The following is a 20825-nucleotide window of genomic DNA, read 5'->3' on the forward strand; positions in this document are numbered from 1 at the left end:
CTTCCAATTGAATAAAAGCGGAGCAAAAGCGTGACGGGTTCTTAGCGGAACGTTTCTCTACGCCATATAAAACATGCCTCTGAATACAAACAAGAAGCTTCCCTCGTCCCAGATCACCCAGATCAAGAAACTGAGCGCCGCGCTGGCGATCGCACTGGCCATTCCGCTGGGCGCGCAAGCCGCCAGCCTGGGCCGCCTGACCGTGCTGTCTTCGCTGGGGCAACCGCTGCGCGCCGAGATCGAAGTCACTTCCGTGAGCGCTGACGAGGCGGGCAAGCTGTCGGCCAAGCTGGCCTCGGCCGAAGCCTTCAGCCGCGCCAATGTCGACTACAACCCGGTGCTGGGTTCGCTGTCGTTCGCCGTCGAACAACGCCAGGGCCGCCATTTCATCCGCATCAGCTCTTCGCAACCGGTCAGCGATCCTTTCGTCGACCTGCTGCTGGAACTGTCCGCCGGCAACTCCAAGCTGGTGCGCGAATACACTTTCCTGCTGGACCCGGCCGACAGCAAGGCCCCGCGTAACGCCCAGGTGGCGCCGCTGACGCCCAGCGCGCCGACCGTGAAATCCGAACCCGCGCCGGCCAATAACGCACCGCCGGCCGCTGTACCGACTCCGGCAGCGCCGGCTCCCGCGCCTGCTCAGGAAGCGGCCGCACCGGCGCAAGCACCAGCTCCTGCGTCAGCTCCGACTCCTGCGCCGGTTGCCGCTGCACCGGCCCCTGCCGCCGCGCCTGCTGCGCCCAGCGCGGCGCCGGCAGCAACGGCTGCAGCCCCTGCCGCGGCGCCCAGCGCATCGATTCCGGTCAGCGGCGAAGAGCCGGCGACCAGCATCGTCCAGCGTTCGGCGCCGTCCGCGCTGGCAGAAGAACTCATTCGCCGCCAGCAGGCCACGCCCGACAATACCCCGGCCTCGGCCAGCCCCGGCGCAGCGCCTGCCGCTGCGGCAGGACAGAGCGCCTCCGGCGAAGTGGTGCGTCCGGCGGCGGCTACCGCGCCCGCTGCGGCAGCCGCCGCCGGCGACAAGGCTGCGGACTATCGTGTCAAGCAGGGCGATACCCTGGCGGGCATCGCCGCGCGCAACAAGCAGGCCAACGTATCGCTGGACCAGATGCTCATCGCGCTGTACCGGGCCAATCCGGACGCCTTCATGGGCAAGAACATCAACCGCCTGCGCTCGGGCAGTACGCTGGCCATTCCGGACCAGCCGACCGCTGCCGCCATCGACCAGAGCGAAGCGCGCGGCATGGTGGTGGCCCAGGCGCAGGACTTCAACGCCTACCGCAACAAGCTGGCTTCGCAGGTGGCCAATTCCTCGGCTCGCCGGCCGGGTTCCGAAGGGCAGAGCGGTGGCGGCAAGATCACCACGCGCGTGGAAGAGCGTTCCGGCTCCGCATCGGCGCGTGATCGTCTCGAGCTGTCGCGCGCCAGCCGCGCCAAGGGCAATACCGGCAACGCCGGCGCTGCCGAGGACAAAGCGGCATCCGAGCGCGCACTGTCGGAAGCCAACGACCGCGTGAAGGAACTCGAAAAGAACGTGGGCGACCTCCAGAAGCTGCTGGAGATGAAGAACAAGACCATCGCTGACCTCTCGACCCAGCAGAAGGAAGCCGAAGCCGCCAAGGCCGCCCCAGCCGCTGCGCCGGAAGCGGCCAAGCCGGAAGAAAAACCGGCTGCGGCCGGCGAGGCCAAGCCTGAAGACAAACCTGTGGAGGCCGCGCCTGCACCCGCTCCGGCGGCGCCTGCACCCGCACCGTCCGCTCCTGCGCCCGCCGCGCCTGTCGCCGTCGCCGCCAAGCCGGCAGAAAAGCCGCAGAGCTTCTTCGAGAGCGTCACCCAGAATCCTTACGTGCTGGCCGGTGTCGGCGCCGTGGTTGCCTTGTTGGTGGCAGGTGCTGGCGTAGTGGCCGTGCGTCGCAGCAAGAAGAAGGCCGAAGAACCCGCGGCGGAAGCTTCCGCGGAGCCTGAGCCTGCCCCCGAACCTGAAGCACCTGCGGCCGCTGCTGCCGCAGTAGCCGAACCGGCGTCTGAAGAACCTCCGGCCGATGAGGCCGCGGTTGAGGCTGCGCCGCTCGCTGTGGCCGCTGCCGAAGAGGCGCCGGCCGAGGAGGCGCAGGTCGACCCGATCGCCGAAGCCGATATGTACATCGCCTACGGCCGTCACGAGCAGGCCGAGGACATCCTCAAGCTGGCCCTGCAATCGACGCCTGAGCGCCAGGCCCTGCATTCCAAGCTGCTGGAGATCTACGCCAAGCGCGGTGACGTCTCCAACTTCAACAAGGTGGCGGCGGACCTGCACCAGCTGAGCGGCGGCCTCAATGAGGCATGGGCCAAGGCCGCTGACATGGGCTTCGAGCTGGATCCGACCAATCCGCTGTACGGCGGCGCCCCGCCGGCGCCGCCGGTGGCGGAACCCGAGCCGGAAGAGCAGGGCATGGAGTTCGACCTGAGCGACTTCAAGGGCGCGGAAATCCAGCCGGGTGAAACCGCCGCCGCAGCGACGCCGCCGGTGGATCTGGGCAAGGACATCGATTTCGACCTCGACCTGGAAAACGGCGCCAAGCCGGCCGACGACGAACCCATCCTGCCGGCCGCAACCGCAGCCACCTCGGCCTCGGCCCTGCTGGACAGCGGCGACGACGAGCCGGCGATGAGCCTGTCCGACCTCGACCTGAGCCTGCCGGACGAAGCAGCTCCGACATCGGCTTCCAACATTCTGGAAGAAGACGAGGAATCTGCCTTCGAAGCCGAGATGACCACCAAGCTGGACCTGGCGGCCGCCTATCAGGAAATCGGCGACAAGGAAGGCGCGAAGGAATTGCTCGAAGAAGTCATGCGCGGCGGCAACGACGTGCAGGTAGCGCGCGCCAAGGACATGCTGGCCGCGCTGGCTTGAGTTCCGACCAGACGCAAGGATTACAATAGCTGTACTCGCGGGCACCTCGCATGAGGTGCCCGTTTTGCTTTGCAGCCCTGCCAAGCGACAGGGGCAATGAACGGCAACACAGATTCGGCAATGACAGATACATCAGCACCCGCAGCATTTCCCTCCGCACCGCCGCCGGCGGCCGTCCCCGGCCTGCGCCGTGTCGTGCTGGGCGTCCAATACGACGGCTCGCAATGGCAGGGCTGGCAGACCCAGCCGCACCGCAAGACTGTGCAGGACCAGCTGGAAGCGGCGCTGCAGCGCTTCACCACCCAGCCCATCGCCACCACCTGCGCCGGCCGTACCGACTCCGGCGTGCATGCGCTGGAGCAGGTGGTGCATTTCGACACGCCGATCTCGCGCGACGTATTTTCCTGGGTGCGCGGCACCAATGCCTTCCTGCCGCCGACCATTGCGGTGCGCTGGGCCTGCGAACTGCCCTATGTGGACGATGCCGCCATCGCCTCGTCGATGACGGTGGGCGAGCAGGCGGCCGAGGTGCATGGCGCCGACCGCGCCCAGGCGTTGACGCAGTTCGGTTTTCACGCGCGCTTTTCGGCGGTGGCGCGCACCTATCATTACGTGCTGTACAACCATCCGGTGCGCTCGCCGCTGTTGGCGGGCAAGGCCGGCTGGACCTTCCGGCCGCTGGATGCGGATCGCATGCATCGTGCCGCCCAGCACCTGATCGGCGAGCACGATTTCACCAGTTTCCGTGCGGTGGGGTGCCAGGCCAAGTCGCCGGTACGCAAGATGGACAGCATCACCGTGCGTCGCCATGGCGACATGATCGTCTTCACGCTCAAGGCCAACGCCTTCCTGCATCACATGGTGCGCAACATCGTGGGCTCGCTGATCGTGGTGGGCAACGGCAACCATGGACCCGAGTGGATCGCCGAGCTGCTGAGCGCGCGCGATCGCAGTCGCGCCGCCCCGACCTTCATGCCGGACGGGCTGTACCTGGCGCGGGTAGACTATCCGGACGCATGGGCGCTGCCGCAGGAAAACCGTTCCTGGCCGTGGCTCTGAATGTGGTCATGGCCATGGCGGGATGCAGATGGCCTGATGCATGATGTTCCGACAACTTTTCCAGATCCAAGCAAGATGACCCAACGCACCCGAATCAAGATCTGCGGCCTGACCCGCGAACAGGACGTGGCCGCCGCCGTGCACAGCGGCGCCGACGCCATCGGTTTCGTGTTTTATCCCAAGAGCCCACGCTACGTGACAGCGCTGCGGGCCGGCGAGCTGGTCGCGACGGTGCCGCCCTATGTCAGCGCGGTGGGCCTGTTTGTCAACCCGACCGTGGAAGAGGTGAGGGACGTGCTGGCGCAGGCGCCGTTGACCCTGCTGCAGTTCCACGGCGACGAGACGCCCGAGCAGTGCGCCCTGATCGCCGATGCGGTCAAGCGTCCCTTCACGCGCGCCGCGCGCATCGGCAGCTCGACGCAGCCCGCCGATTTGCTAGAATACGAGCTTCAATATCGCTCTGCCAGTCCGCTCTTCTGCGGGCTCCTGTTCGACACCCTGGTCGATCAGTACGGCGGCAGCGGAAAGGTCTTCGATTGGTCAGTCATTCCAAAAGAACTCGCGCCTCGGGCCGTTTTGAGTGGTGGCTTGAGCGTACACAACGCCACTGAAGCGGTGGCCGGCGTTCGCCCTTACGCAGTCGACATCAGCAGCGGTGTCGAGGCGGCCAAGGGGATCAAGGATGCCGCCAAGATCGCCGCCTTCATTGCCGCGGTGCGTCTGGCGGATGCTACTACGCAAGCGTAGCGCGCAACCTGTACAGAGGATTTCCATGAAAGAACTGAATCCGCTCGGCAACTTCGCCGAGCGTCAAGCCATTGCTTCCGCCGCCCTGCATCAGTCGGCGCCTTACAACCTGCCGGATTCGCGCGGCCACTTCGGCCCCTACGGCGGCAGCTTCGCCGCCGAGACGCTGACGCTGGCGTTGAATGAGCTGCGCGATGCCTACGCCCACTATCAGAACGACGAGCAGTTCCTGGCCGAATTCCATACCGAGCTGAAGCATTTCGTCGGCCGCCCGAGCCCGGTCTACCATGCCAAGCGCTGGTCTGAGCTGGCCGGCGGCGCGCAGATCTACTTCAAGCGCGAAGACCTGAACCACACCGGCGCCCACAAGATCAACAACGTGATCGGCCAGGCCTTGCTGGCCAAGCGCATGGGCAAGAAGCGCATCATCGCCGAGACCGGGGCCGGCCAGCACGGCGTGGCCACTGCCACCATCTGCGCGCGCTTCGGCATGGAGTGCATCGTCTACATGGGCAGCGAGGACGTGAAGCGCCAGCTGCAGAACGTCTACCGCATGAACCTGCTGGGCGCCAAGGTGGTGCCGGTGGAGTCGGGCTCCAAGACCCTGAAGGATGCGTTGAACGAAGCCATGCGCGACTGGGTCACCAACGTCGAGTCGACCTTCTACATCATCGGCACCGTGGCCGGCCCGCATCCCTACCCGATGATGGTGCGCGACTTCCAGTCGGTGATCGGCAACGAGTGCATCGTGCAGATGCCCGAGATCGCCTCGCGCCAGCCCGACTACGTGGTGGCCGCCGTGGGCGGCGGCTCCAACGCCATGGGCATCTTCTACCCCTACATCGACCACAAGGACGTCAAACTGGTCGGCGTGGAAGCCGCCGGCGACGGCCTGGATACCGGACGCCATTCGGCGTCGCTGACGCTGGGTTCGCCGGGCGTGCTGCACGGCAATCGCACCTATTTGCTGCAGGATGAGAACGGCCAGATCATCGAGACCCATTCGGTTTCCGCCGGCCTCGATTATCCGGGCGTGGGTCCGGAGCACGCCTGGCTGAAAGACAGTGGCCGCGCCAGCTACGAATGCATCACCGACGATGAGGCGCTGGAGGCGTTCAACACCTGCTGCCGCATCGAGGGGATCATCCCGGCGCTGGAGTCCAGCCACGCGCTGGCCTATGCCGCCAAGCTGGCGGCCACGCTGCCCAAGGACAAGATCGTGCTGGCCAACCTGTCCGGCCGCGGGGACAAGGACATGCATACCGTGCAGCAGCGCCAGGGCTGAGCCCGCGTTTGCGACGAGTGCGGTCCGATCGGACGGCGCAGCGGATTTTAAGTCCGCTGCGTCGGCTGTGAATGCCGATCCGCCGCTTTGACGACTACAACATCACATCATCATGTCCAAAATCCAGGCAACTTTCTCCCAGCTGGCCGAGCAAAAGCGCAAGGCCCTGATCACTTTCATCACCGCCGGCGATCCGGCCCCGGAACTGACCGTGCCGCTGATGCACGCGCTGGTGGCCGGCGGCGTCGACATCCTTGAGCTGGGCGTGCCGTTCTCGGATCCGATGGCCGAAGGCCCGGTGATCCAGCGCGCCTGCGAGCGCGCGCTCAAGTTCAATATCAGCACCCGCGACGTGCTCGGCTACGTGCGCGAATTCCGCAAGACCAATGCCGCCACGCCGGTGGTGCTGATGGGCTATGCCAACCCGATCGAGCGCTTCGGCGTGGATGCCTTCATCGCTGCGGCGAAAGAGGCGGGCGTGGACGGCACCATCGTGGTCGACTATCCGCCGGAAGAGTGCGAGGAGTTCGCGCAGAAGATGCAGGCCAACGGCATGGATCCGATCTTCCTGCTGGCGCCGACCTCGACCGAGGAACGCATCCGCCAGGTGGCCGCAGTGAGCAGCGGTTTTTCCTATTACGTCTCGCTCAAGGGCGTGACCGGCGCCGGCAACATCGATACCGCTGAAGTGGCCGAGCGCATCGCCGCCATTCGCAAGCACGTCAAGCTGCCCATCGGCGTAGGTTTCGGCATCCGCGACGGCGCCACTGCCAAGGCGGTGGGGGCGGTGGCAGACGCCGTGGTGATCGGCAGCCGCATCATCTCTGAGCTGGAGAACACTCCCCCGTCCAAGGCGTGCGAAGCGGTGCAGGCGTTTGTGGCCGACATTCGCCGCGCGTTGGACGAGTAAGCGCTCGGGCTGGCGATCAAACAGACGTTCGAGCAAGCGCCGTAACGAGTCACGTCGTCAAAAAAAGAAAGCCTCCCGCGGGAGGCTTTCTTTTTACATGCGCTCTAACGACGCGGGTCAATGGAGGATGGTCACCTGTTTGACGTCAACCGTGGCTTTCTGGGCGAAATCCTTGTCGACTTCGCCTTGCAGGCGCAGCCGCGTCTTTTCGTTCACCGGGGCGGCAGGGAAGTGTTTGTTGTCGATTTCCACCTCGATCGTGCCGCTATTGTCCTGGAACATGTAGTGTTCATCCCGGATTTTTGATGCCAACACGCCTTCCAGCGTGACCGGCGTCTTGTCCGCCGCCTTGGCGGCATGCGCGGCGTCGGTGACGGCAGGCTGCGAAGACGGGCCGGTATATTGCGCCATAGCCTGGCCGGCGGCGACCAGCAGCATGGCGCCGGCGATTCTGGAGAGGGGGGATGTCATCGGGAGCTCCTTTTCAATGTGCGGTTTGCATCGGAGTGGAGCCATGTCGACCGAGTTGGTTCACAAAAACATTTCTGATTTGCAAGGAAATCCGCTTTACGTCTCCCCGCAGCGGGCTCTGGTACAATGCGCCACCGGAAATATTGAAGAGGACTCTATGAGCTGGCTCGAGAAGTTATTGCCACCCCAGATTAAAAGCGGCTCCACCAGCCGCAAGGCTATCCCGGAAGGCCTGTGGGTCAAGTGCCCATCCTGCGAAGCAGTGCTTTACCGTACCGACCTGGAATCCAATCTCCACGTCTGCCCCAAGTGCAGCCACCACATGCGCATTCGCGCCCGTGCTCGTCTCGACGCGTTGCTCGACGAAGGCGGCCGCTATGAGATCGGTCAGGAAGCCCTGCCGGTCGACACCCTGAAGTTCAAGGACAGCAAGAAGTACCCCGATCGCCTGAAGGACGCCATGGAATCCACCGGCGAAACCGACGCCATGGTGGTCATGGGCGGCGCGATCATGACCCTGCCGGTCGTGGTGGCCTGCTTCGAATTCGAATTCATGGGCGGCTCCATGGGCTCCGTGGTCGGCGAGCGCTTCGCCCGCGGCGCGCAGGCGGCGCTGGAACAGAAGGTGCCGTTCATCTGCATCACCGCCACCGGCGGCGCGCGCATGCAGGAAGGCTTGCTGTCGCTGATGCAGATGGCCAAGACCACCTCCATGCTGACCAAGCTGTCGGAAAAGAAACTGCCCTTCATCAGCGTGCTGACCGATCCCACCATGGGCGGCGTGTCGGCTTCGTTCGCCTTCATGGGCGACGTGGTGATGGCCGAACCGAAGGCGTTGATCGGCTTCGCCGGCCCGCGTGTGATCGAGAACACGGTGCGCGAGAAACTGCCGGAAGGCTTCCAGCGCGCGGAATTCCTGGTCACCAAGGGCGCCATCGACATGATCGTCGACCGCCGCAAGATGCGCGAGGAAATCGCCCATCTGCTGGCGCTGCTGCAGAACCAGCCGGCCGAAACCGTTTCCTGATAAGCGGTATACTTCAGGCCCGGATTTGCCAAACGGCAAATCCGGGCTTTGTTTTTTCTGTTTCCTCGCTGTTGCCTGACTGAACGAGACGTGCCATGACATCGCAAGCCTCCCCGAATCCTTCCACCCTGAACGAATGGCTGGCCCTGCTGGAGCAGCGCCATTTCAAGCAGATCGACATGGGGCTGGACCGCGTCATGCAGGTCAAGCAAAAGCTCGACATCAAGTTCGACTGCCCGGTGATCATGGTGGCCGGCACCAACGGCAAGGGCTCTACCTGCGCCATGCTGGAGTCCATCCTGATGCGCGCCGGCTACCGCGTCGGCCTGTACATCAAGCCGCATTTCCTGCACTTCAACGAGCGCGCCCGCATCAGCGGCGACATGGCCAGCGACGCGCAACTGATCGCCGCCTTCAACGCGGTGGAAGCGCAGCGCGGCGACATTTCGCTGACCTATTTCGAGTTCACCACGCTGGCGATCATGAAGCTGCTGGCCGATGCCAAGCAAGATGTGGTGATCCTGGAAGTCGGCCTGGGCGGACGCCTGGACGCGGTCAACGTGGTGGATGCGGACGTGTCCATCGTCACCAGCATCGATATCGACCACACCGAATACCTGGGCGAGACGCGTGAAGAGATCGGGTTCGAGAAAGCCGGCATCTTCCGTCCCGGCAAGGTGGCCGTGTGCGGCGACCCGATGCCGCCGCAGTCGCTGATCGATCACGCCGAGAAAATCGGCGCCGACCTGTGGCTGATGGGACGCGACTACAACTACCAGGGCGACAAGCAGCAATGGGCCTACGGCGGTCGCGGCATGCGCCGCAATTCGCTGGCCTACCCGAGCCTGCGCGGCGCCAACCAGATCCTCAACGCCTCGGCCGCGCTGGCCGCGCTGGAGTCGCTGCGCGAAGTGTTGCCGGTGGGCGCGCAGGAAGTGCGCACCGGGCTGGCCACGGTGGAGCTGCCGGGCCGCTTCCAGGTGCTGCCGGGCCAGCCGCTGGTGATTCTGGACGTGGCGCACAACCCGCACGCCGCCGCCACGTTGGGCCAGAACCTCGACAACATGGGTTTCCATCCCTACACCTACGCCGTGTTCGGCTCGATGCTGGACAAGGACATCGAAGGCGTGATCGGCCACCTGAAGGACAAGATCGACCACTGGTGCGTGACCGACCTGCCGCTGCCGCGCGCGGCCACCGCACAACAGCTGAAGGAGGTGCTGCTGGGCGCCGGCGTCGAGCCGGAGTTCAGGCGGGACGCGGCGCGCAGCATCGAAACCTTCGACACGCCGGCCGCCGCCTATGCAAATGCCCTGAGCAGAGCAGGGGAGAATGATAGAATTGTGGTTTTCGGATCCTTCCTTACCGTGGCGGGCGTGATGCAGGCGCGTCGCCCGGGTTTGCACTAACTCCGGAGCCAGTATCTGTTGCGCCCTGCGGCGCCAGGACCTGATGCCAGGCAGTTTTTCAAGACATTCAGATCATTTCATTTCGACTCCGCATGGGCTTGTTCTCGCTTTTCCGTAAAAACAAGCAGGAATCTGCTTCCGACCAAGGCGAATTCCGTTCGCGTTCCGAAGAGCAATCTTCCGCACTCCGTACCCGCAGCAGCCGCGCGGCCAACACTTCCGGCCGCGCCTCGGGCGGCGGCCGCGGCAAGGCCGGCAAGGATGCCGGCGCCGACCCGCTGTTGCCGGAAAAGAAACGCGCCCGCCGCCGCCTGATCGGCGCCGTGGCCCTGGCGCTGGCGGTGGTGATCGTGCTGCCCATGATCCTCGACTCCGAGCCCAAGCCGCTCAACGAAGACATCGCCATCCAGATTCCGTCCAAGGACCAGCCGGCCACCACGGCCGCCGCCACCGGCGCGCAACCGGAACCGGCCCAGCCGGCTGCGGCGGCCGATACGTCCAAGCTGGCCTCGGCCGCTTCCGCGTTGGACCAGAAGGAAGAAATCGTCGAGCCGTCCAGCGTCGCGCCGGCGCCGGTCATTACCCCGCCGGCCGCTTCGGTGGCGCCGCCCAAGCCGGCCGAGAAGCCCGCTGAAAAGCCTGCCGCCAAGCCGGAAGAGAAGAAACCGGCCGTGGTCCAGCACAAGGAAGAGCCCAAGAAGGAAGCGCCGAAAAAGGAAGCGCCCAAGCCCAAGGCCGCCGAGCAGCATGGCGACGACTCGGCGCGCGCGCTGGCGATCCTGGAGGGCAAGTCGAGCGCCGCACCGTCGGCCGCCGACAAGAAGCCGGCCGCTGCCGGCGGCAAATTCGTGATCCAGGTGGCCGCGCTGGCGACCCAGGACAAGGTCAATGAACTGCGCAACAAGCTCAACGGCGCCGGCATTCATTCGTACACGCAAAAGATCGCGACCCAGGGCGGCGACCGCACGCGCATTCGCGTCGGCCCCTTCGGCAGTCGCGACGAGGCGGAGAAGATGGGCGCCCGTATCAAGAAACTGGGCCTGAATGCCACCATTGTTCCAGCTTGAATTTGATCGCCGATAGCTCCATATTGTCATCGTGACGATCTTCGATTACCTGGTGCTGCTGGTGTTTGCCTGTTCGGTGATCATCGGTACGCTGCGCGGCTTTGTGCGGGAGGTGCTCTCGCTGGCCAGCTGGGTGGTGGCGCTGGTGGTGGCCAATGCCTACGGCGAAGCGCTGGCGGGCATGTTGCCGGAAATGATACCCGGCGAATCGACACGACTGATTGTGGCGTTCATCGCCCTGTTCATCGGTACGCGGCTGTTGATGGCGCTGGTATCGAGGACATTGAGCGAATTGATCAAGGCCAGCGGGCTGACGCTGGTCGACAGAGGTTTAGGCAGCGTGTTCGGCGTAGCGCGCGGCGTGTTGATCGTGGTGGCAGTCGCCTTGCTGTGCGGCACTACCTCGATTCCGCAGCAGCCGTTCTGGAAAGAGGCGACGCTGAGCCCCTTGGTGGAGCAGGGCGCAATGGCCGTGATGCCCTTCCTGCCGGGCAAGTTTGCGGAACATGTGAGTTTTTCCGCGCCGCCTGCTGTCGCGCCGTCTGAAGTTTGAGCCCGTCGGGTTCTGCCCAACAAGGCAGGATTCATCGGTCGATGTTTGCAGTAGCGCTTCGTTTTCGTTTTTCGTTTTCGTTAGGAGTCCACCATGTGTGGCATCGTCGGTATCGTCTCTCATAGCCCCGTCAACCAAATGCTGTACGACGCGCTGCTGCTGCTGCAGCACCGTGGTCAGGATGCGGCGGGCATTGCAACCAACCACCATAGCGGTTTCTCGATGCACAAGGCCAACGGCTTGGTGCGCGACGTGTTCCGTACCCGCAACATGCGCTCGCTGCCCGGCAACACCGGCATCGGCCAGGTGCGTTACCCGACCGCCGGCAGCTCCTCCTCCGAGGAAGAAGCCCAGCCGTTCTACGTCAATGCCCCGTTCGGCATCATCCTGGCGCACAACGGCAACCTGACGAACACCGAGCAGCTCAAGATCGAGATGTTCAAGAACGATCGCCGTCACCTCAACACCGACTCCGACACCGAAGTGCTGCTGAACGTGCTGGCGCACGAACTGCAGCAGGCCACGACCGGTTATTCGCTGGATCCGGCCACGCTGTTCAAGGCGGTGGCCATGGTGCACAAGCGCGTGCGCGGCTCCTACGCCGTGGTGGCGCAGATCGCCGGCTACGGCCTGCTGGGCTTCCGCGATCCGTACGGCATCCGTCCGATGTGCCTGGGCTTCAACGAGAGCGACAAGGGCATCGAGTACATGCTGGCCAGCGAATCGGTGGCGCTGGAAGGCATGGGCTTCCGCTTCCTGCGCGACGTCAACCCGGGCGAGGCGATCTTCATCGACACCGAAGGCAAGCTGTACAACCAGCAGTGCGCCGAGAACCCGACCCTGAATCCCTGCGCCTTCGAATACGTCTACCTGGCCCGTCCGGACTCGGTGATCGACGGCGCCTCGGTCTACGGCACCCGCCTGAAGATGGGCGAATTCCTGGCCGAGAAGATCCGCAAGGAATTCAAGCACGGCGAGATCGACGTCGTCATGCCGATCCCCGACTCGTCGCGTCCGGCCGCCATGGAACTGGCGCTGAAACTGGGCATCGAGTATCGCGAAGGCTTCATCAAGAACCGTTATATCGGCCGCACCTTCATCATGCCGGGCCAGGCGCTGCGTCGTAAGTCGGTGCGCCAGAAGCTCAATGCCATCGGCAGCGAATTCAAGGGCAAGAACGTGCTGCTGGTGGATGACTCCATCGTGCGCGGCACCACCAGCCGCGAGATCGTGCAGATGGCGCGCGAATCCGGCGCCAAGAACGTGATCTTCGCTTCGGCGGCGCCGCCGGTGAAGTTCCCCAACGTCTACGGCATCGACATGCCGACCCGCGACGAGCTGATCGCCTATGGCCGCAGCTACGAAGAGATCTGCCGCGAAATCACCGCCGACGCTCTGGTCTACCAGGACGTGGATGCGATGAAGCGCGCCATCTCCGAGATGAATCCGGCGCTGAAGAACTTCGAAGCCTCTTGCTTCGACGGTCACTACATCACCGGCGACATCACCCAGGAATACCTGGACCGCATCGAGTTCGCCCGCAAGAACCCGAAGCCGGCGGTGGACGACGTGGTGCGTTCGCAGCTGAACCTGAACCTGGCGCGCGTGGACTGATTCCGGTCTTTGCCGACGCTGGATCCGACGCCGGTTGCCGCTCACGCGGCGCCGGCGTTTTTCATTGGCGCAGCGCAAGCGAAACTGGCTTATCATTTTGTTTTTCGCTGCGGCGCACTGCCTGCTGAATTCCCTGAATCCCCCGAATCTCCGACTACGCGATGAACGATAAAAAGACCTACGGTTTCACCACCACCATCCTGCACAGCGACCGCCAGAAAGACATCGAGCATGGCTCGCTGCACAAGCCCATCCACACCTCGGTGACCTTCGGCTACAAGGACGCGCGCCAGCTGGCCGAGGTGTTCCAGGGCAAGCAGCCGGGCTATCGTTACGGCCGCCAGGGCAACCCGACCGTGGCCGCGCTGGAAGACAAGATCAACAAGATGGAAGGCGGCAAGTCCACCATCTGCTTCGCCACCGGCATGGGCGCCATCGGCGCGATCGTGCAAGGCCTGCTGCGCGAGGGCGACCACGTGGTGTCCTCTGCCTTCCTGTTCGGTAACACCAATAGCCTGTGGTCGACGGTGGGCGCGCAGGGCGTCAAGGTGTCGATGGTGGATGCCACCGACGTGAAGAACGTGGAAGCGGCCATTACCCCGCAAACCCGCCTGGTGTTCGTCGAGACCATCGCCAATCCGCGCACCCAGGTGGCCGACCTGAAGCGCATCGGCGAGCTGTGCCGCGCGCGCGGGATCCTCTACGTGGTGGACAACACCATGACCTCGCCTTACCTGTTCCAGCCGAAGTCGGTGGGTGCCGGCCTGGTGGTCAACTCGCTGACCAAGTCCATCGGCGGCCACGGCAACGCACTGGGCGGCGCGCTGACCGACACCGGTGAATACGACTGGACCCAATACCCGCACATCGCCGACAACTACAAGAAGAACCCGGCGCCGCAATGGGGCATGGCGCAGATTCGCGCCAAGGCGTTGCGCGATTTCGGCGCGTCGCTGGGGCCGGAAGCGGCGCACCATATCGCCGTCGGCGCCGAGACCATGGCGTTGCGCCAGGAGCGCGAATGCAAGAACGCGCTGGCCGTGGCGCAGATGCTGGAGGCTGACTCCCGCGTCGCCGCGGTGTATTACCCGGGGCTGGAGTCGCACCCGCAGCATGTCTTGTCCAAGGAGTTGTTCCGCAGCTTCGGCAGCCTGCTGTCGTTCGAGCTGAAAGAGGGCATCGACTGCTTCGACTACCTGAACCGCATGCAACTGGCGATCCCCACCAGCAATCTGGGCGACACCCGCACGCTGGTGATTCCGGTGGCGCACACCATCTTCTACGAGATGGGCGCCGAGCGCCGCGCCAGCATGGGCATCGCCGAGTCGCTGATCCGCGTGTCGGTGGGCCTGGAAGACACCGACGACCTGGTCGGCGATTTCCGCCAGGCGCTGGAGGCCTGAGTCGCCTCAGGCTTCGCCGGCCTGAAATGAACAACGCCCGCGTGCTCGAAAGAGGCGCGGGCGCTATTCATGGGCGCGGCGATGGCGGCGGGATGGTGTCAGGGCACCAGGTTGGCGATCGCCTCGCGATCGGCCCATTTGGTCTTGTAGGTCGGCTTAAAGCTCTTGAAACGCTCGATCAGCACGACCGGGTCGGCTTCATGCATCATCAGGCCGGACTGGTCGGCGCTGACGAAACGTTGCGACACCAGATGGTCGACGAAGGCGATCAGGTTGTTGTAGAAGCCGTCCACGTTGTACAGGCTGATCGGCTTGTAGTGGAAGCCCAGCTGGGCCCAGGTCAGCACCTCGAACAGCTCTTCCAGCGTGCCCATGCCGCCGGGCATGGCGACGAAGCCGTCGGACAGCTCGGCCATCATGGCCTTGCGCTCGTGCATGTCTTTTACGATATGCAGGCGGGTCAGGCCGTTGTGGCCCAGCTCCTTGTCCAGCAGCGCCTTGGGGATGACGCCGGTGGCTTCGCCGCCCAGCTTCATGACTTCGCTGGCGATGATGCCCATCAGGCCGACGTTGCCGCCGCCGTAGACCAGCGCGATGTTGTTCTTGACCATCTCCTGGGCCAGCTTGCGGGCGGCTTCTGCGTAGGCCGGGGACGCGCCGGGGGAAGAGCCGCAATAGACGCAAATCGATTTCATGTTTCCTCTGCAATATCCGTCGTTACAATGGCATGGCTGAGCTGATGTCTGGTCGCGGAACAAACACTTTCTCAAGCCTTTGAGTGTTATACCATGATAGTGCGGTGCAGCATAAATGTGCGCGGTGACATGTGAATGACAGGGAGGCAGCCGGCAGTATTCAGGCCGTCGCCGAAAGGACATCATGCCAAACAAGATCGTCAGTCTGGCCCTGCAGGGCGGCGGCTCGCACGGCGCCTTCACCTGGGGCGTGCTGGACCGCCTGCTGGAAGATGCGCGCCTGGATTTCGAAGGCATCAGCGGCGCCTCGGCCGGCGCCATGAACGCCGCGGTGATGGCGCAAGGCTACGTTCAGGACGGCCGCGATGGCGCCCGCGCCGCGCTGGCGCGCTTCTGGGACAGCCTGTCCACGCGCGAGCCGTTCGATTTCATCCAGCCGGACTCCGCGCCCATCCTGCCCAATCCCGCACCCATGCCGGGCATGCAGGCGCTGCTGGCGATGACGCGGTTTTTCTCGCCAGCGCAGTTGAATCCGCTGGACATCAACCCGCTGCGCGACATCCTGGTCGAGCAGGTCGATTTTGAGCGGCTGCGTGCGCAACGCGAGATCAAGCTGTTCATCGCCGCCACCCAGGTCAGCACCGGCACGCTGAAAATCTTCCGCAATGCCGAGTTGTCGGTGGAGGCCCTGCTGGCCTCGGCCTGCCTGCCGTCGCTGCACCGGCCCATCGAGATCGACGGCGAGGCTTATTGGGACGGCGGCCTGACCGCCAATCCGCCGATCTTTCCGCTGTTGCATGCCTGTTCCGCGCGCGATGTGATGGTGGTGCTGCTGCACCCCAGCCGCCGCTCCGGCACGCCTTCCACCAGCCACGACATCGGCCAGCGTTTGTCCGAGATCAGTTTCAGCTCGGCCTTTTTCACCGAGCTCTCGGCGCTGGCGCTGGCCAAGCGCGAGGCGGAGAACTCCACCCTGGCCTTCGGCTCGCTGGAGCGCCGCCTGCGCCAGCTGAACATGCACATGATCGACGCCAGCGAGCTGATGGAGCAGTTGAGCAACCTGTCCAAGCTCAATACCCAGGCCAGCTTCATCCGCAGTCTGCAGCAGCAGGGCAGGGAGCGCGCGTCGGAGTGGCTGGAGCAGCACTTCGCGCAGATCGGGCAGGGTTCGACCTTCGACCTCGGGCGCTTCCTCCAATAGTGAACCGGCGTTCGCGCACGGTCGTTCGAATTTGTCTATACTCTGCAGCTTCATTTGATGCAGCAGAGAAGAGAACAGCCATGAGCCAGAGCGGCAGCCCCATTTCCAGCCCAGCCAAGCCATCCCGATCCGAGTTCCTGCAGGTGCGCGGCCTGCGCTACCATGTGCGCCACTGGGGCAACCCGAACGCGCCGGCCTTGTTCATGCTGCACGGCTGGATGGATGTCTCGGCTTCGTTCCAGTTCATGGTGGACGCCATGCAGGGCGACTGGCACGTGATCGCGCCCGACTGGCGCGGCTTCGGCCTGACCGATCGCACGCCGGCCGACTCCTACTGGTTCCCCGACTATCTGGCCGATCTTGAGGCCATCATCGATCACTATGCCGGTGACGCCGCCATCGACCTGCTGGGTCACAGCATGGGCGGCAATGTCGCCACGCTATACGCCGGCGTGCGGCCGCAGCGCATTCGCCGCCTGATCAACCTGGAAGGGCTGGGCCTGCCCACGGCCAAGCCGGAACAGGCGCCGGGCCGCTTCGCGCAATGGATGGACGAGGTCAGGAATCGACCGTTGATGCGCGGCTATGACACGCAGGAAGAGGTTGCGGCGCGGCTGCAGAAAAACAATGCGCGCCTGTCCGACGCGCGCGCAGCCTTCCTTTCGCAGCATTGGGCGGCGCAGGATGCTTCCGGCCTGTGGCAGATCCTGGGCGACCCGGCGCACAAGCAGGCCAGCCCGATCCTCTACCGGGTCGACGAAATGATGGCGTGCTGGAGTCGCATCACCGCGCCGGTGTTGTGGGTGGAAGCCACCGAGAGCGACATCGGCCGTTTCTTCGGCTCGCATGCGCTGATGCGCGAAGAGATCGACCGCCGCATCGGCTTCATTCCCAAGGCTACGGTGGAGTTCATCGACGACGCCGGCCACATGCTGCATCACGACCAGCCTGAGCGCCTGGCCCAACTGATCGAGGGCTTCCTGGCACAGCCCGTCTGACCTCCGCAGGCGTTGCGCAGGCAATGTTGCGGCAGCGCCCGCGCGAGCACCGCAGGCCCCGATGCGCGGTAAAATGGAAACGTTCGCAACCGTCATGCAGTTCGTGATCGGCGGCAGCCACAAGCGACCGGCCCGAGTCACCACGCATCATCGCCATGTCCCAACTCAAGTTCGACCTGCATTGCCATTCCAACGTCTCTGACGGCTTGCTGCCGCCGGAGGAGGTGGCGGCGCGCGCGCACGCCAACGGCGTGGACGTCTGGGCGCTGACCGACCACGATGAAGTGGGCGGCGTGGCGCGTGCGCGGGAGGCCGCTCGGGCCCTGGGCATGAAGCACGTCGGCGGCGTCGAGATCTCGGTGACCTGGTGCGGGCAGACGGTGCACATCGTCGGTCTGCGCGTGGATGAAGCCAATCCGGCCCTGGTCGAAGGCCTGGCCGCCACCCGCAACGGCCGCGAGCGCCGCGCGCGCGAAATCTCCGGCGAGCTGGAGAAGGTCGGTATCTGCGGCGCCTATGAAGGCGCGCTGAAGCACGTCGGCAACCCGGACCTGATCTCGCGCACCCACTTCGCGCGTCACATGGTCGAGTGCGGCCACTGCTGCGATACCAAGGAGGTGTTCGCCAACTACCTCACCGAGGGCAAGCCGGGCTATGTGCCGCACCGCTGGGCCACGCTGGCCGAGTCGGTGCAGTGGATCCGCGGCGCTGGCGGGGTGGCGGTGATCGCCCACCCGGGACGCTACAAATACACCCAGACCCAGTTCGGCGCACTGTTCGACGAGTTCAAGCAACTCGGCGGCGCCGCCATCGAGGTCAACACCGGCAGCCACACCCCGGACCAGTACGAGCAATACGCGCAAGTCGCGCGCAGCTACGGCTTCCTGGCCTCGATGGGCTCCGACTTCCACGGCCCCGGCGAGTCGCGGGTGGACCTGGGCGGCCTGCCGCCGCTGCCCTCCGGCGTGAAGCCGGTGTGGCACGACTGGGATCTGTAAGCCGAAATCCCCCCTCCAATCTGGGTTTGCGCGCGCAAGCTCTTGAATTCCGGGGGCATATTCCTATCTAATACCCACTTTCCCGATAGGAGTTTTTTCCCATGAAACGCATCTTGCTGTTTATCGCCACCAACATTGCCGTGCTGGTCGTGATGAGCGTCATCTTGTCGCTGTTGGGCGTAGACCGCTTCCTGACCCGCTCGGGCCTGAACCTGCCGATGCTGCTGGTGTTCTCGCTGGTGGTCGGCTTCACCGGATCGATCATCTCCTTGCTGATGAGCAAGAGCATGGCCAAATGGTCCACCGGCGCGCGCGTGATCGAGACCCCGGTCAACGGCACCGAGGCCTGGCTGCTGCAGACCGTGGGCAAGCTGGCGCAGCGCGCCGGCATCGGCATGCCCGAGGTGGCGGTGTACGAGGGCGAACCGAATGCCTTCGCCACCGGCGCGTTCAGGGATTCGGCGTTGGTCGCGGTCTCCACCGGTCTGCTGCAGGGCATGACGCAGGAAGAAGTGGAAGCGGTGCTGGGCCACGAGGTGGCGCACATCGCCAACGGCGACATGGTCACCATGACCCTGATCCAGGGCGTGGTGAACACCTTCGTGGTGTTCCTCTCGCGCGTGGTCGGCTACTTCGTCGACTCGGCGCTGCGCCGTAATAACGACGAAGGCCCGGGTATCGGCTACATGGTGACCGTGATGGTGTGCCAGGTAGTGTTCGGCATCGGCGCCTCGATCATCGTGGCCTGGTTCTCGCGCCATCGTGAATTTCGCGCCGACGCCGGCGCTGCGCGCCTGTTGGGCACGCCGCAGCCGATGATCAACGCGCTGGCGCGCCTGGGCGGCTTCTCGCCGGAGGGCTTGCCGCAATCGATGGCGGCCATGGGCATCAGCGACAAGCCGGGCATCATGGAGCTGTTCTCGACCCACCCGCCGCTGGAGCAGCGCATCGCAGCCCTGCGCGGCCAAAGGTAAAATAGCGGTACGGACAGCAAACGGCGGTGGCGACACCGCCGTTTTGCATTGTCGAACTTCAGTTGGAAACGATGTCATGAGCCAGTTTTTCGAAATTCATCCCGAGAATCCGCAGCTGCGCCTGATCAAGCAGGCCGCGCAGATCATTCACAAGGGCGGCCTGGTGGCCTTGCCGACCGACTCCTGTTATGCGCTGGTGTGCCAGCTGGATAACAAGGATGCGGTCGAGCGCGTGCGTCGCATCCGCGGCGTGGACGAGAAGCACCACCTGACGCTGCTGTGCCGCGACCTCTCCGAGATCGCCCAGTACGCGCGCGTCGACAACCGCCAGTACCGGCTGCTGAAGGCGGCCACCCCCGGCGCCTATACCTTCATCCTGGAAGCCACCAAGGAAGTCCCGCGTCGCCTGTCGCACCCCTCGCGCAAGACGATCGGCCTGCGCGTGCCCGAGAACCGCATCGCCCACATGCTGCTGGAGGAACTGGGCCAGCCGCTGTTGGGCACCACGCTGATGCTGCCCGACGCCGAGCTGCCGCTGACCAATGCCGATGACATCCGCAACCAGCTGGAAAAGCAGATCGAACTGGTCATCGACAGCGGCGCCTGCAGCCTGGAGCCGACCACCGTGATCGACCTGACCGACGACAACGAGCCGGTGCTGGTGCGCCAGGGCAGGGGCGACGCCAGCCTGTTCGGGTTGCAGGCGGCTTGATCCCTATTTGATTCGTACGCGATCCGTTGCCGGCGACGGTGGGCTGCAGGTGATGCCCGCCGGTTCGGTCTGGCCGGATCCTTGCTCGAAGTTTTGTGAATTCCCGGGGCCTATGTTGCCCCTCTGATAAAATCCCGGCCCATGAACGATCTCATCCAGACTGTCGCGGTGTATGCGCTTCCCGTCCTGTTCGCCATCACCCTGCACGAGGCAGCGCACGCCTATGCGGCGAAGTTTTTCGGCGACACCACCGCCTACTCGATGGGCCGCATGAGCTTGAATCCGATCAAGCACATCGACCCCTTCGGCACCATCCTCATTCCTATCCTGTTGTACTTCGCCACCAGCGGCGCCTTCCTGTTCGGCTACGCCAAGCCGGTGCCGATCAATTTCGGTCATCTGCGCCGCCCCAAGCGCGACATGGCCTGGGTGGCGCTGGCCGGCCCGGGCGCCAATTTCCTGATGGCGCTGTTGTGGACGCTGGTGATCTACGGACTGGTGCTGGGCGGCGTGCAGGAAGAATTCTTCATGCTCATGGCCAAGGCAGGCGTGCTGACCAATCTGGTGATGTTCGCCTTCAACCTGTTCCCGATCCCGCCGCTGGACGGCGGTCGAGTGCTCACCAGCTTGTTGCCGAACAAGTATGCGTATAAATTCGCTCAGATCGAACCGTACGGCTTTTTCATCGTGATGGCGCTGGTGCTGCTCAAGGTGATCTATACCTGGTGGATGGCGCCGGTCATGTATGCTGCCAGCCTGGTGCTGCAGCTGATCGTTTCTCCGCTGACCTTCCTGCTGCGTTGAGCGCG

The 20825-nt window shown here is 64.5% G+C and carries 19 protein-coding genes; 17 read left to right on the forward strand and 2 right to left on the reverse strand.

Translation table 11 applies throughout. The annotated features are described in order from the left end of the window. Positions 1 to 73: 73 nt before the first annotated feature. The 5 genes from J8I26_RS14435 to trpA all read left to right on the forward strand — a co-directional run bounded on the left by J8I26_RS14435 (position 74) and on the right by trpA (position 6894). Positions 74 to 2893, forward strand: a complete 2820-nt coding sequence (locus J8I26_RS14435; RefSeq protein WP_209607797.1) for a FimV/HubP family polar landmark protein — start codon at positions 74 to 76, stop codon at positions 2891 to 2893. Positions 2894 to 3013: 120 nt separating this feature from the next. Continuing rightward, on the forward strand, positions 3014 to 3952 hold the full coding sequence (locus J8I26_RS14440; RefSeq protein ID WP_209607798.1) for a tRNA pseudouridine synthase A: 939 nt from the start codon (positions 3014 to 3016) through the stop codon (positions 3950 to 3952). A 75-nt stretch (positions 3953 to 4027) separates the two neighbouring features. Further along, positions 4028 to 4699: a phosphoribosylanthranilate isomerase gene (locus tag J8I26_RS14445; RefSeq protein ID WP_209607799.1), complete on the forward strand. Its 672-nt coding sequence runs from the start codon at positions 4028 to 4030 to the stop codon at positions 4697 to 4699. Positions 4700 to 4724: 25 nt separating this feature from the next. Next, positions 4725 to 5984, forward strand: a complete 1260-nt coding sequence (gene trpB / locus J8I26_RS14450; protein ID WP_209607800.1) for a tryptophan synthase subunit beta — start codon at positions 4725 to 4727, stop codon at positions 5982 to 5984. A 112-nt stretch (positions 5985 to 6096) separates the two neighbouring features. Then, positions 6097 to 6894 (forward strand): tryptophan synthase subunit alpha, encoded by a 798-nt coding sequence (trpA, locus tag J8I26_RS14455; protein ID WP_209607801.1) that lies wholly within the window; start codon positions 6097 to 6099, stop codon positions 6892 to 6894. A 117-nt stretch (positions 6895 to 7011) separates the two neighbouring features. Here the strand turns inward: trpA and J8I26_RS14460 are convergent, their stop codons facing one another. Continuing rightward, positions 7012 to 7365, reverse strand: a complete 354-nt coding sequence (locus J8I26_RS14460; protein WP_209607802.1) for a NirD/YgiW/YdeI family stress tolerance protein — start codon at positions 7363 to 7365, stop codon at positions 7012 to 7014. 157 nt (positions 7366 to 7522) lie between these two features. Between J8I26_RS14460 and accD the strand changes: the two genes are divergently transcribed. The 6 genes from accD (at position 7523) to J8I26_RS14490 (ending at position 14438) form a co-directional block, all read left to right on the forward strand. Further along, entirely contained in the window at positions 7523 to 8392 is an 870-nt protein-coding gene (accD, locus tag J8I26_RS14465) for an acetyl-CoA carboxylase, carboxyltransferase subunit beta (RefSeq protein ID WP_209607803.1), read from the forward strand. 95 nt (positions 8393 to 8487) lie between these two features. After that, entirely contained in the window at positions 8488 to 9801 is a 1314-nt protein-coding gene (folC, locus tag J8I26_RS14470; RefSeq protein ID WP_209607804.1) for a bifunctional tetrahydrofolate synthase/dihydrofolate synthase, read from the forward strand. A gap of 92 nt (positions 9802 to 9893) precedes the next feature. Further along, a complete protein-coding gene (locus J8I26_RS14475; RefSeq protein ID WP_209607805.1) occupies positions 9894 to 10868 on the forward strand; it encodes an SPOR domain-containing protein in 975 nt (324 codons plus the stop codon). Positions 10869 to 10899: 31 nt separating this feature from the next. After that, positions 10900 to 11421, forward strand: coding sequence for a CvpA family protein (locus J8I26_RS14480; protein WP_209607806.1), 522 nt, complete (start codon positions 10900 to 10902; stop codon positions 11419 to 11421). 93 nt (positions 11422 to 11514) lie between these two features. Then, positions 11515 to 13035: an amidophosphoribosyltransferase gene (gene purF / locus J8I26_RS14485; RefSeq protein ID WP_209607807.1), complete on the forward strand. Its 1521-nt coding sequence runs from the start codon at positions 11515 to 11517 to the stop codon at positions 13033 to 13035. A gap of 161 nt (positions 13036 to 13196) precedes the next feature. Continuing rightward, positions 13197 to 14438, forward strand: a complete 1242-nt coding sequence (locus J8I26_RS14490) for a cystathionine gamma-synthase family protein (protein WP_209607808.1) — start codon at positions 13197 to 13199, stop codon at positions 14436 to 14438. Between the two features lie 98 nt (positions 14439 to 14536). Here J8I26_RS14490 and J8I26_RS14495 read toward each other — a convergent pair whose 3' ends face one another. After that, a complete protein-coding gene (locus tag J8I26_RS14495) occupies positions 14537 to 15133 on the reverse strand; it encodes a TIGR00730 family Rossman fold protein (RefSeq protein WP_209607809.1) in 597 nt (198 codons plus the stop codon). 184 nt (positions 15134 to 15317) lie between these two features. Between J8I26_RS14495 and J8I26_RS14500 the strand changes: the two genes are divergently transcribed. The 6 genes from J8I26_RS14500 (at position 15318) to J8I26_RS14525 (ending at position 20820) form a co-directional block, all read left to right on the forward strand. Continuing rightward, the gene (locus J8I26_RS14500; protein WP_209607810.1) at positions 15318 to 16334 is read left to right on the forward strand and encodes a patatin-like phospholipase family protein; all 1017 of its coding nucleotides are present in this window, start codon (positions 15318 to 15320) and stop codon (positions 16332 to 16334) included. Positions 16335 to 16414: 80 nt separating this feature from the next. Further along, entirely contained in the window at positions 16415 to 17332 is a 918-nt protein-coding gene (locus J8I26_RS14505; protein WP_209607811.1) for an alpha/beta hydrolase, read from the forward strand. Positions 17333 to 17487: 155 nt separating this feature from the next. After that, the gene (locus J8I26_RS14510) at positions 17488 to 18330 is read left to right on the forward strand and encodes a 3',5'-nucleoside bisphosphate phosphatase (RefSeq protein WP_209607812.1); all 843 of its coding nucleotides are present in this window, start codon (positions 17488 to 17490) and stop codon (positions 18328 to 18330) included. A gap of 101 nt (positions 18331 to 18431) precedes the next feature. Then, the gene (gene htpX / locus J8I26_RS14515; RefSeq protein WP_209607813.1) at positions 18432 to 19304 is read left to right on the forward strand and encodes a protease HtpX; all 873 of its coding nucleotides are present in this window, start codon (positions 18432 to 18434) and stop codon (positions 19302 to 19304) included. 76 nt (positions 19305 to 19380) lie between these two features. Next, the gene (locus J8I26_RS14520; RefSeq protein ID WP_209607814.1) at positions 19381 to 20016 is read left to right on the forward strand and encodes an L-threonylcarbamoyladenylate synthase; all 636 of its coding nucleotides are present in this window, start codon (positions 19381 to 19383) and stop codon (positions 20014 to 20016) included. Positions 20017 to 20157: 141 nt separating this feature from the next. After that, positions 20158 to 20820, forward strand: coding sequence for a site-2 protease family protein (locus J8I26_RS14525; RefSeq protein ID WP_209607815.1), 663 nt, complete (start codon positions 20158 to 20160; stop codon positions 20818 to 20820). The last annotated feature ends 5 nt before the right edge of the window (positions 20821 to 20825 follow it).

This window comes from Herbaspirillum sp. LeCh32-8 (assembly GCF_017814915.1).
GTDB lineage: Bacteria > Pseudomonadota > Gammaproteobacteria > Burkholderiales > Burkholderiaceae_D > Herbaspirillum.